The following is a 10,777-nucleotide window of genomic DNA, read 5'->3' on the forward strand; positions in this document are numbered from 1 at the left end:
AATCACAGTTACCCACGCATGGGAATCCCCCGCGATTCCCTCAAGGACGGAAATGCTCTAGCCCAGAGAGGCTCGGGCTGCCTGGTCCGCCAGCTGTCGCAATCGGAGCTGCGACGCGCGCCTCCGTCTGGAAGAAGACGCGGCTCGTTCGGGCAGCTTCTTCTTCCGCGCGCCTGCGCTGCTCGACCGAATCGACGGTGGGCGCGGCCGCCATCGGCGGCGTGACGGGCTGGCCACGATTCTGCGCATCGAGGATGGGGCGTCCCAGATCCCCGGGCAGCGGAGGCCCAAGCACCGGACCGGTATAGTCGCGCGGCAGGCCGGCGAGCCCGTCCGCGGTTCGCCGGTTCTGCGTGGAGTAAAGCTCCTCACTGCCAGGGCCGATACTGCGCGTCTGAAGCGCATAGATGAGCGCGCCACCGACCCCAAGGGCGGCGACGAGACTGATACCGCCCAACACCTTTCGCGACAGTCGGGTGACCCGGGGCGGTTCGGCGCGCAGCCGCATTGGCGCAGCGGCGTCGCCGGGCTGTGTGCCGACCAGCGGTGCGTTGGCTTCGTTGGGCGCGTCGCGCTCGCTCATGACGCGGGCCTCCCATCGGTGCGCACGATCCGGACCGTCTGCTGGCGCTCGCCACTGCCGAGACGCAGCTCGGCGGCGCCGAACAAGCGGTCGACGATCAGGATGTTCTGGTGGATCCGGCTGTTGGCGATCTGCGGTTCGCCATCTGCGCCGATGACGAAGAGCGGCGGCATCTCGCCCTGAACGATCCCACGCGGGAACTCGACATAGACGCGGCGCCCGTCGTCGTAGACCGAGATCGGCCGCCACGGCGGCGTGTCGCCCGTGAGGCCGTAGCGATAGTTCCGTGCCGCAACGGCCGGGATCACTGGCGTGGCGGGCACTGCCTGTCTCTGCGAGGCGGGCGGCTGCGGATAGGCCCAAGCGACGGCCGGCATATAGGGGCGTTCGCCCGAGCGCAGCTCGATCATGTAGATGCGACGGTCGGTGGTGATGACCAGATTGGTCGTGATGTCCGGTCGTGTCGGCTTTACGAGAACATGGACGCGGCGCGTGATGCCGGAGCCGCTCTCAGTGTCGCCAATGATCCAGCGCGCCGTGTCGCCCGCAGCGATCGGGCCGGCGCCGGTCAGGCTTTCGCCGGGTTCCAGCGCGATGTTGGTGATCTGCCCGGGAGCGGCATAGATTTGATAGAGCGCGCCCTCGCTCCAGGGATAGATCTGGATCGAATTGTAGTAGCCCTCGCGTCGAGGCTCGACGCGCGCGGCGGCATTGGCATTTTCCACGCGGCCCGCCGGCGTCCCTGCGGCAGCGCCACCGCGCGCGGGTGTCCAGGCGGGCGGTGTGTGAAGCGGCCTTGGTGGCGCCTCCGTGACGGCAGCCGGCACAGGGGGAAGCGGCGGCACATCGGCGTCATAGCTGATCTGTGGCGGCCGGTTGGTCGCGCAGCCGGCCAGCGCCAATCCGGAGATCAGCAAAAGCGCAGAGCCTGATAGGCGGAAACCACGGCTCGCGGATCGGCGGAGATGATTTCTCATTGCCCCATCTCCCGCGACCAGTTGATGGCGTTGACGTAGATCCCAAGCGGATTGGTCCGCAGCCGCTCTGCGTCGCGCGGGGGTTGGATCACGATGGTCAGGATGGCCGTCCAGCGCTGTGTCGTGGAGAGCTGGCCGTTCTCGTACTGGCGTTCGGTCCAGGCAACGCGGAAGCTGTCAGGCGACGCGCGGATCACGCTCGACACTTCGACCGACACCTGCTGCTTCCCGACGCGGGTGAACGGATCGTTGGCGCGGGCGAAGTCGTTGAGGGCCGCCGCGCCGCGATCGGTCGTGAACTCGTAGGCGCGCAGCCAATTCTGCCGCACGACGATGGCGTCGGCCGGGATCGAGCGGACCTGCTCGATAAACCGCGCCAGATGCCAGGCCACCTGCGGATCGGTCGGGCGGTAGTCGGCCTGCGCTGGCGCGACCGCCTGCGCCTGGCCGAGATTGTCGACCTGGACCACCCACGGGACGATGGTCCCTCGCGCCGACTGCCAGACCAGCGCAGCGGCGAAGCCGGCGGAGAGGATCAGGCAGCCGAAGGCCATGAGCCGCCAGTTTCGGGCCTGGACACGCGCCGAGCCGATCCGATCGTCCCAGATCTGCGCGGCGCGCTGATACGGCGTCTCGGGCTCAGGCGTCTTGCCATAGTGGGTTGCGGGTCGCTTGAAGAAGCTCATGTGCGGTCGCCTCCGGAGAGATTGATGGAAGAGCCGCCGCCATGGCTGTCGCCCGATCGGATCGCGTGTGCCGCGAGCGTGACGCCGTGGCTCATGGTCTGCCCACGCCGCATGCGCTGCGCCCACGCCGGCGGGCTGGCGGCCGAGCCTGTGGCTGCCGGTGCGGCCGAACCGGCATCATTCGCGACCGTTCCCATGCTCGAGGAGCCGCCGGTGGCGCCGAAGCCGCTTTTGACGCCGTCGGTGAAGCTCGAGCGAACGCTTTGCGCGGCCCGGCGCAGCGGAGAGGCTGCCGCGCCGCCGGCCGCTCGTGCGACGCCACCGAGGCCCGACGCGACGCCGGCGGCGCCCGACTGGCCGAGGGAACCGAGACTGTAGGCGGCGGAGGCGGCTCCCGCCGCGCTGGCTCCACCGCGCACGGCGGCGGCGCCGCCGGAAATGGCGCTGGCGCCACCGCGCAGGGCAAGCCCGGCCGCGCCGCCGGCAGCCATGGCTGCGCCGCCCGCGACGAGGCCGGTGCCGATGGCGGAGCCTGCGCCAAGTTGCGGGCCGCCGGACACGATGCCGTTGGCGATACCCGGACCGAAGATGCCGAGACCGAGAAGCGACAGCGCCGCCAATACGACAGCCATTGCGTCGTCGATCGTCGGTGGCTGGCCGCCGAAGCCTGCCGTGAACTGGCTGAACAGAGTCGAGCCGATGCCGATGATGACGGCGAGCACCAGCACCTTGATCCCAGACGAGATGACATTGCCCAGCACGCGTTCGGCCATGAAGGCGGTCTTTCCGAACAGGCCGAACGGGATCAGGACGAAGCCAGCCAACGTGGTCAGCTTGAACTCGATCAGCGTGATGAAGAGCTGGATGGCGAGGATGAAGAAGGCGAGCAGCACCAGCGCCCAGGCGAAGAGCAAGCAGGCGATCTGGATGAAGTTTTCGAAGAAGGCGATCCAGCCCATCAGGTTTGAGATGGATTCGAGCAGCGGCCTCGCGGCATCGAGGCCCGTCTGCGCAACCCGGCCCGGACGCATCAGGTCCTGGATGGAAAACCCCGTGCCAGACGCCTGCAGTCCGAGGCCGGCGAAGCTTTCGAAGACGATCCGCGCGAGGTTGTTCCAGTTGCCGATGATGTAGGCGAAGACGCCCACAAACAGCGTCTTCTTCACCAGACGCGCGATGATGTCGTCGTCCGCGCCCCAGCTCCAGAACAGGGCGGCCAGCGTGACGTCGATGACGATCAGCGTCGTCGCGATGAACGCTACCTCGCCGCCGAGCAGACCGAACCCGCTGTCGATGTAGGAGGTGAAGACCCCGAGGAAATTGTCGATGACGCCGCTGCCGCCCATGGTTCAACGCCCTTCGTCGGCGCGTCGCGGCGCGGTGCGGGTGCCAAGGAAGCGGTCGCGGGTTTCGGCCCAGATGCGCAGACACTCGCTGTCCCTGGCCGCGGCTTCCCCCATCTGCTGGCAGCGGCGCTGGCCCTCGCGCAACGGGTCCGGCGCCTCCTCAAGCACGGGCGTCGGCCGAACCGCTGGGTTTTCCTCCTTCCGGGTCATTTCAATTGCCGTTGCCGTGATAGCGACGGAGACGAAGATGATTGCGCTCACCCGAGCCAGCGTTTTGCTGTCCATCCCGCTGCCCTCAGTTGCCGTTCGGGAACATCCGGGCGTTGCCGGGCTGATAGCCGGAGCCGGGCGTCAGGAACCGGCGGCGCTGTTCACGGCCTTGTTCGGCGGCTGCGGCGCGCTCGGCATCGACAAGCGCCTGCGCCCGGCCGTTTGCAGCGACCACGGCGACCAGGTCTGCGAGTTGTTGCGCCTGCAAGGCGAGCAACTGGTTGCCAGCCTGGGTTGCCTGAAGCGCGCCGGTCGCACCCTGGCTCTGCCCGATCAGAGCCGCCATCTCGGCGCGGTTGGTGTCGATGTTGCCGACGACACCGGCTTGCACGCGCAGCGCGTCCTGAAGGCCGCCGACCGTGTTCTGCCAGCGCGATCGGGCATCGGAGACGAGCCGCTGATCCGAAGTCGACAGCGAGATGTTGCCGTACTGGCTCTGGAAGGCCTGATCGATCTGCTGCACGTCGAAGGCGATGCGCTGTGCCTGACCCAGCAGCGCTTGCGTGCGCTGCACCGATTGCTGGAGCTGCTGAAGGGAGGAATAGGGCAGGCTCGCGAGATTGCGGGCCTGGTTGATCAGCATCTGCGCTTCGTTCTGGAGGCTCTGGATCTGGTTGTTGATCTGCTCGAGCGCCCGCGCGGCCGATAGGACATTTTGGACGTAGTTGGTCGGATCATAGACGACCCACTGCGCCGCCGCCGGGGTGACGAACACGGGCGAGAAGGCGACGGGCAACGACAGGATGGTTGCGGCGAACAGCGCCGCGTGAGAGCGTCGGATAATCATGGCTTGGGCTCCAGGTTGGTGAGGTCGGGGATGAGATCGGCAGCCCATCCGACATCGCGGGCGCGCAGCCAGGCGGGCAGGAAGCCGTCGCGGCCATGCTCGGCGAGGATCGCCTCGATCGCGGCCTGATCGGTTTTCGAGGATGCCGCGCAAAGCGCGAGGGCGACCTCGGAGAGCCCCAGCTCGAACAGGCGGTTGCCGCGCCGCGACTGGCAGTAATAGTCGCGCTTTGGCGTAGCCCGGCTGAGGATCTCGATCTGACGGTCGTTCAAGCCGAAGCGCCGGTAGATCGCGGTGATCTGCGGCTCGATCGCGCGTTCGTTCGGCAGCAACAGGCGCGTCTGGCAGCTTTCGATGATGGCCGGAGCAATCGCGCTCCCATCGATGTCGGCCAACGACTGCGTGGCGAAGACGACGGAGGCGTTCTTCTTGCGCAGCGTCTTCAGCCATTCGCGGAGTTGCGCCGCGAAGCCCTCGTCGTCGAGCGCGAGCCAGCCTTCGTCGACAATCAGGAGCGTGGGCCGTCCATCCAGACGGTCGCCGATCCGATGGAAGAGATAGGCGAGAACCGCCGGCGCGGCGCCGCCGCCGATAAGCCCCTCGGTTTCAAAGGCCTGGACAGCGGCTTCCCCCAGCTGCTCGCCTTCGGCATCCAGCAGCCGTCCATAGGCACCGCCCACGCAATAGGGTCGCAGCGCCTGCTTGAGATCGTTCGACTGGAGGAGGACGGCGAGGCCCGTCAGCGTGCGCTCTGGGATCGGCGCGGACGCCAGCGAGGTCAGCGCGGTCCAGAGATGTTCCTTCACCTCCGGCGTGATCGTGACGCCCTCGCGAGCAAGGATTGCCGCGACCCAGTCGGCTGCCCAGGCACGCTCATGGGTTTCGTGAACGCGTGCGAGTGGCTGGAGGGAGACCGACGTCGCGGCGCCGTCCGTCAGGCTACCACCGAGGTCGTGCCAATCGCCTCCCATCGCGAGCGCGGCTGCGCGGATGGAGCCGCCGAAGTCGAAGGCGAAGACTTGGGCGTCCGGATAGCGCCGGAACTGAAGCGCGATAAGCGCGAGCAGCACAGACTTGCCCGCGCCTGTCGGTCCGACCACCAGCGTGTGGCCGACGTCGCCGACATGCAGCGAAAAGCGAAATGGCGTGCTGCCCTCCGTCTTGCCGTAAAACAGTGGCGGCGCACCGAAATGCTCGTCCCGTTCCGGCCCGGCCCAGACCGCCGAGAGCGGAATCATGTGGGCGAGGTTCAGGGTGGAGATCGGTGGCTGCCGCACGTTGGCGTAGACGTGGCCGGGCAGCGACCCGAGCCAGGCATCGACCGCGTTGATGGTCTCAGGAATAGCGGTGAAGTCGCGGCCCTGGATCACCTTTTCCACGAGGCGCAGCTTCTCGTCGGCGGTGCGCGGATCGGCATCCCAGACGGTGACGCTGGCGGTCACATAGGCCTGACCGGCGTAGTCGGCGCCAAGCTCCTGCAAGGCCATGTCGGCATCGGCGGCCTTGTTCGCAGCGTCCGTATCGACGAGCGCGGATGCCTCGTTGGTCATCACCTCCTTTAGGATCGCGGCGATGGACTTGCGCTTTGCGAACCACTGCCGCCGGATGCGCGTCAGCAGTTTCGTGGCGTCCGTCTTGTCGAGCAGGATCGCCCGCGTGGACCAGCGATAGGGAAAGGCGAGCCGGTTGAGATCGTCGAGAATCCCTGGGGTCGTCGCGGTCGGAAAGCCGTTGATCGTCAGCACGCGCAGGTGGGCGGCGCCGAGCTGCGGCTCGAGGCCGCCGGTCAGCGGCTCATCGGCGAGAAGTGCATCGAGGTAGACCGGCGTTTCGGGCACGCGGACGCGGTGGCGCCTCGTGGAGACGGTCGCGTGCAGGTAGGTCAGGGTCTCGGCGTCATCGAGCCAACAGCATTCCGGCATGAAGCCATCGACGAGATGGAGGACGCGGTTGGTGCGGTCAATGAAGGCCGCGAGGGCTTCATGGGGATCGACGCCGGACTGTTGGCGACCCTCGTAGAGCCAGGTCTCCGCCCGCGCGGCGTCCTCGGCGGGCGGGAGATACAGGAAAGTCAGGAAGTAGCTCGACTCGTAATGCGCGCCCGCTTCCTCGAAGTCAGCCTTGCGCTCCGCATCGACGAGGGCGGAGGCGGCGTCCGCGAAGCGGCTTGTCGGATAGGAGGCGGCTTCGTGACGCTGCGCCTCGACGAAGATAGCCCAGCCCGAGCCCAGACGCCGGAAGGCGTTGTTGAGGCGGCTGGCGACGGCCACCAGTTCGGCGGCCACAGCTGAGTCGAGATCGGGACCACGAAAGCGCGCGGTGCGCTGGAAGCTGCCATCCTTGTTGAGCACGACGCCTTCGCCGACCAGCGCCGCCCATGGCAGGAAATCAGCGAGACGGGTCGCGGTACGGCGGTATTCGGCGAGGTTCATCATGGCCACGCCTCAGACCGTGAGATGGCCCGGAATGCGCAGATGCCGGCGGCCTACTTCGACAAAGAGCGGATCGCGCTTTGCTGCCCAGACGGCGGCGAAATGGCCGATCGCCCAGATGAGGAGACCGACCAGCCATAGCCGCAAGCCGAGACCGACAGCGCCGGCGAGCGTGCCGTTCATGATGGCGATGCTGCGTGGTGCGCCGCCCAGCAGGATATGCTCGGTCAGCGCGCGGTGGACCGGAACCGAGAAGCCCGCGACCTCATCGGGATGATGCAGGAGGGCCGCCATCAGACGAGCGCCCCGTCGCCGAACGAGAAGAACGACAGGAAGAAGCTGGAGGCCGCGAAGGCGATCGACAGGCCGAAGACGATCTGGATGAGGCGCCGAAATCCTCCGCTCGTGTCGCCGAACGCCAGCGTCAGGCCGGTGACGATGATGATGATGACCGCGATGATCTTGGCGACCGGTCCCTCGATCGACTGGAGGATAGACTGCAGCGGCGCTTCCCAGGGCATAGAGGAGCCCGATGCGTGGGCGGCGGGCGCCAGAAGAAAGCTCAGGGTCAACGCCGTGGCGGCGGTCGCGAGGCGCTGATGGCCGCGCGCGATATGTCGGATCATGCGGGTTCTCCTTTTGGGTCGGGTGGCTGGGTTGCGGGGGAAAGGCGGTAGTCGGTGTCCGTCCCGAGCCCTTCGACGCGGGCGAGTTCGGCAAGACGCCGCGCCGCGCCGCGGCCGGAGAGCACTGCCACCAGATCGATGGTCTCGGCGATGAGCGCCCGGGGGACGGTGACGACAGCTTCCTGGATGAGCTGCTCGAGGCGCCGCAGCGCGCCGAGCGCAGTGCCCGCGTGGATCGTGCCGATCCCGCCGGGATGGCCGGTGCCCCAGGCCTTCAGGAGATCGAGCGCCTCAGACCCACGCACTTCACCGATCGGGATCCGATCCGGCCGCAGCCGAAGCGAGGAGCGCACCAGATCGGACAGCGTCGCGACGCCGTCCTTGGTGCGCATGGCGACGATGTTCTGCGCCCGGCATTGTAGCTCGCGGGTGTCTTCGATGACGATGACACGGTCGGTCGTCTTCGCGACCTCGGCCAGCAGGGCGTTGGTCAGGGTGGTCTTGCCGGTGCTGGTTCCCCCGGCGACGAGGATGTTGGCGCGCGCTGCGACCGCCTGCCGGAGGATGACGGCCTGGTCGGCCGTCATGATGCCGGCGGCGACATAGTCGTCGAGCGTGAAGACGGCGACGGCAGGCTTGCGGATCGCGAAGACTGGCGCCGTTACGACTGGCGGCAGAAGGCCTTCGAAGCGCTCTCCGGTTTCGGGGAGCTCGGCCGAGACGCGCGGGCGACGGTCATGCACCTCGGCGCCGACATGATGGGCGACGAGGCGGACGATACGTTCGCCATCGGCTGCCGAAAGTCGCTCTCCCGTATCGGACAGGCCGTCAGAGAGTCGGTCGATCCAGAGCCGCCCATCGGGGTTGAGCATGACCTCGACGATCGCGGGGTCTTCCAGGAATCGGGCGACCGCAGGCCCCAGCGCGGTGCGCAACATGCGTGCGCCGCGGGAGGCTGCTTCCGATTGCTGATGGTTGACCGCCACGTCGTCCCCGTTCGCTTGCGGGCCCGCGCGACGCGCGGCCCTGGATCGGGGATGAGTAAGAAAGGCAGGAATTGGGGCGTTGCAACAACGCTCAAGGGGTCATCGTACTGTGGCGAAGAAAGACAGGTGATCGGCGGACCGGCATCGAGCCATGGCAGCGTCTTAGGCTTTCGATCAGGCTGTTTTCCCGAGCGGGAATATTTCGGGTCCGGGAGCCACCTCGAGACGTAGGATTTCCCGAGCGGGAAATTCTTATAGACATTCTTCAGCAATCCATGATACTTTCCCGTTCGGTAAATATCATGGCCAGACGCAACCTCACCACTGCCGAGATCGGCGACATTGTTCGGACAACCCGCAAGGCCGCTGGCCTGCGGCAGGACGAGCTTGCGGGCGCCGCTGGCGTCGGCCTGCGCTTCATCGTCGATCTCGAGGCGGGCAAGCCGACCGCGCAAATCGGCAAGACGCTTCAGGTCCTGGCGGCGCTCGGATGCTCGCTCGATATTACACCGCCGCCCGAAACCAAAAGAGCGCGCAAGGCATGACGCGCACCCTCGATATCTGGTGGGACGGGCGCCTGGTGGGCCAGCTGACGCAGGACCGGCATGGTGAACTCGGCTTCGCCTATGCGCCGGCTTGGCTTGACGATGAGGAGGCGCAGCCCTTGTCCGCCTCGCTGCCCAAGCGGGCGGAGCCGTTCACCCGCCGCGAGTGCCGCCCGTTTTTCGGCGGTCTTCTGCCGGAGGAAAGCCAGCGCGATGCCGCGGCTCAGGCACTTGGCGTGTCGCGCGCCAATGATTTCGCCCTTCTTGATCGCCTCGGCGGGGATGTGGCGGGCGCGCTCCAGCTTCTGCCGCCCGGCGAAGGTCCGGCCCCTCTTGCCCCCGATCAACGGCCAACCCGGCTTGACGATGCGGGCTTGATCCGGGTGCTGGACGCGCTGCCCGTCCGTCCACTGCTCGCAGGCGAGGAAGGCCTGCGTCTCTCGCTCGCCGGCGCGCAATCGAAGGTTCCGGTGGTTCTGGTGGATGGCGCGGTGGCCTTGCCTGCGCCGGGTCAGCCGACGACGCATATTCTGAAACCTCCGATATCGCGGTTCGCGGCCACGACCGAGAACGAGGCCTTCGTGATGCGTCTTGCCGCCGCCATCGGCCTCGATGTCGCGCCGGTGGAAGCGCGCACCGTCAAGGATCGAACATTTCTGCTGGTCCAGCGCTATGACCGCGCCATTGACGACAATGGACAGGTGCGCCGGATCCATCAGGAGGATTTTTGCCAGGCGCTCGGCGTGCCGCCGGAGACCAAGTATGCCAGCGAGGGCGGCCCGACCTTCAAGGACTGCTTCGCGCTGCTCCGCCGCGTCGCCGCAAGGCCCGCGGTCGATGTGCTGAAGCTCCTCGATGCCGTGATCTTCAATGTGATCGCCGGGAACGCCGACGCCCACGGCAAGAATTTCTCGATCCTCTATGACGCCGAAGGCCCACGCCTTGCCCCGCTGTATGATTTGCTTGCGACCGTTGCCTATCCCGATCTCTCGCCGAAATTCGCCATGAAGATCGGGAAGCGGGCGACACTTGCCGAATTGGACGACGCCGGCTGGACAGTGTTCGCATCGGACGCGGGCCTGGGCCTGCCACTGACAAGAAGACGGATCGCGGAGATCAGCAGAGGCGTCGTTGAAAAAGCAACCACCGTTGCGTCGGAGCTTTCGCGCCCAGGGCTGGACAGAACGGCTATTGAGCAGTTTGCCGATATGATCCGTGAGCGCGCTCGCCGGCTGGCGGGCGCGTAGATACATTGGTCGGTGAGATGCTTGAAAGTGAAACCGTCGTCGACGATCAGCAGCAGGCGCTCGGCCTACTCGCGAAGCGAGGTTGGTTTCGCCATAGCGGCGAGGCGATGCATCACGGCTCCATCCTTCGTGAGATGGGCCAGGTCGGTGATAGACTAGGTCGACGCGTTCGAGGCCGCGCTGGTGCGCTCGAAGAGGTCGTTGAGCCTCGGCATCTCGATGAAGCGCACCCTAGAGCGTTTTCCGCTCACTCTGGCTCATAGCCTGCTGCGGTGAAGAAGTTTGCGCATTC

The 10,777-nt window shown here is 66.8% G+C and carries 12 protein-coding genes; 2 read left to right on the top strand and 10 right to left on the bottom strand.

Features of this window, described 5'->3' with window-relative positions:
* Positions 1-40: 40 nt before the first annotated feature.
* The 10 genes from ACFQPS_RS16855 to trbB are packed head-to-tail and all read right to left on the bottom strand — an operon-like array spanning position 41 to position 8,693.
* Entirely contained in the window at positions 41-583 is a 543-nt protein-coding gene (locus tag ACFQPS_RS16855) for a TraB/TrbI/VirB10 family type IV secretion system protein (protein ID WP_377360382.1), read from the bottom strand.
* Positions 580-1,560 (bottom strand): P-type conjugative transfer protein TrbG, encoded by a 981-nt coding sequence (gene trbG / locus ACFQPS_RS16860; RefSeq protein ID WP_377360383.1) that lies wholly within the window; start codon positions 1,558-1,560, stop codon positions 580-582. The genes ACFQPS_RS16855 and trbG overlap by 4 nt, the downstream gene beginning before the upstream one ends.
* Positions 1,557-2,246: a conjugal transfer protein TrbF gene (gene trbF, locus ACFQPS_RS16865; protein ID WP_377360384.1), complete on the bottom strand. Its 690-nt coding sequence runs from the start codon at positions 2,244-2,246 to the stop codon at positions 1,557-1,559. Before trbF ends, trbG begins: the two co-directional genes overlap by 4 nt.
* Positions 2,243-3,592: a P-type conjugative transfer protein TrbL gene (trbL, locus tag ACFQPS_RS16870; protein WP_377360385.1), complete on the bottom strand. Its 1,350-nt coding sequence runs from the start codon at positions 3,590-3,592 to the stop codon at positions 2,243-2,245. Before trbL ends, trbF begins: the two co-directional genes overlap by 4 nt.
* A gap of 3 nt (positions 3,593-3,595) precedes the next feature.
* Positions 3,596-3,877, bottom strand: a complete 282-nt coding sequence (gene trbK-alt, locus ACFQPS_RS16875) for a putative entry exclusion protein TrbK-alt (RefSeq protein ID WP_377360386.1) — start codon at positions 3,875-3,877, stop codon at positions 3,596-3,598.
* Positions 3,878-3,887: 10 nt separating this feature from the next.
* On the bottom strand, positions 3,888-4,649 hold the full coding sequence (gene trbJ / locus ACFQPS_RS16880; protein WP_377360387.1) for a P-type conjugative transfer protein TrbJ: 762 nt from the start codon (positions 4,647-4,649) through the stop codon (positions 3,888-3,890).
* Positions 4,646-7,084 (bottom strand): conjugal transfer protein TrbE, encoded by a 2,439-nt coding sequence (gene trbE, locus ACFQPS_RS16885; RefSeq protein WP_377360388.1) that lies wholly within the window; start codon positions 7,082-7,084, stop codon positions 4,646-4,648. Before trbE ends, trbJ begins: the two co-directional genes overlap by 4 nt.
* A 9-nt stretch (positions 7,085-7,093) precedes the next feature.
* Entirely contained in the window at positions 7,094-7,375 is a 282-nt protein-coding gene (locus tag ACFQPS_RS16890; protein WP_377360389.1) for a VirB3 family type IV secretion system protein, read from the bottom strand.
* Positions 7,375-7,707, bottom strand: coding sequence for a TrbC/VirB2 family type IV secretion system protein (locus ACFQPS_RS16895; protein WP_377360390.1), 333 nt, complete (start codon positions 7,705-7,707; stop codon positions 7,375-7,377). Before ACFQPS_RS16895 ends, ACFQPS_RS16890 begins: the two co-directional genes overlap by 1 nt.
* Positions 7,704-8,693 (bottom strand): P-type conjugative transfer ATPase TrbB, encoded by a 990-nt coding sequence (trbB, locus tag ACFQPS_RS16900; RefSeq protein WP_465269622.1) that lies wholly within the window; start codon positions 8,691-8,693, stop codon positions 7,704-7,706. Before trbB ends, ACFQPS_RS16895 begins: the two co-directional genes overlap by 4 nt.
* A 302-nt stretch (positions 8,694-8,995) precedes the next feature.
* On the opposite strand from trbB, the gene ACFQPS_RS16905 reads away from it, so the two are divergent.
* Together ACFQPS_RS16905 and ACFQPS_RS16910 are read left to right on the top strand one after the other, a co-directional pair.
* A complete protein-coding gene (locus ACFQPS_RS16905; RefSeq protein WP_377360391.1) occupies positions 8,996-9,238 on the top strand; it encodes a helix-turn-helix transcriptional regulator in 243 nt (80 codons plus the stop codon).
* Complete coding sequence (locus tag ACFQPS_RS16910; RefSeq protein ID WP_377360392.1) at positions 9,235-10,485, top strand: type II toxin-antitoxin system HipA family toxin; 1,251 nt, start codon at positions 9,235-9,237, stop codon at positions 10,483-10,485. The genes ACFQPS_RS16905 and ACFQPS_RS16910 overlap by 4 nt, the downstream gene beginning before the upstream one ends.
* Positions 10,486-10,777 lie beyond the last annotated feature (292 nt).

The organism is Rhodocista pekingensis (assembly GCF_042665545.1).
Taxonomy (GTDB): Bacteria; Pseudomonadota; Alphaproteobacteria; order Azospirillales; family Azospirillaceae; genus Rhodocista; species Rhodocista pekingensis.

Excerpts from the sequence above, each read along its gene's own strand:
- ACFQPS_RS16855 (WP_377360382.1), bottom strand. The coding sequence starts at position 583 with ATGAGCGAGCGCGACGCGCCCAACGAAGCCAACGCACCGCTGGTCGGC.
- trbG (WP_377360383.1), bottom strand. The coding sequence starts at position 1,560 with ATGAGAAATCATCTCCGCCGATCCGCGAGCCGTGGTTTCCGCCTATCA.
- trbF (WP_377360384.1), bottom strand. The coding sequence starts at position 2,246 with ATGAGCTTCTTCAAGCGACCCGCAACCCACTATGGCAAGACGCCTGAG.
- trbL (WP_377360385.1), bottom strand. The coding sequence starts at position 3,592 with ATGGGCGGCAGCGGCGTCATCGACAATTTCCTCGGGGTCTTCACCTCC.
- trbK-alt (WP_377360386.1), bottom strand. The coding sequence starts at position 3,877 with ATGGACAGCAAAACGCTGGCTCGGGTGAGCGCAATCATCTTCGTCTCC.
- trbJ (WP_377360387.1), bottom strand. The coding sequence starts at position 4,649 with ATGATTATCCGACGCTCTCACGCGGCGCTGTTCGCCGCAACCATCCTG.
- trbE (WP_377360388.1), bottom strand. The coding sequence starts at position 7,084 with ATGATGAACCTCGCCGAATACCGCCGTACCGCGACCCGTCTCGCTGAT.
- ACFQPS_RS16890 (WP_377360389.1), bottom strand. The coding sequence starts at position 7,375 with ATGGCGGCCCTCCTGCATCATCCCGATGAGGTCGCGGGCTTCTCGGTT.
- ACFQPS_RS16895 (WP_377360390.1), bottom strand. The coding sequence starts at position 7,707 with ATGATCCGACATATCGCGCGCGGCCATCAGCGCCTCGCGACCGCCGCC.
- ACFQPS_RS16905 (WP_377360391.1), top strand. The coding sequence starts at position 8,996 with ATGGCCAGACGCAACCTCACCACTGCCGAGATCGGCGACATTGTTCGG.
- ACFQPS_RS16910 (WP_377360392.1), top strand. The coding sequence starts at position 9,235 with ATGACGCGCACCCTCGATATCTGGTGGGACGGGCGCCTGGTGGGCCAG.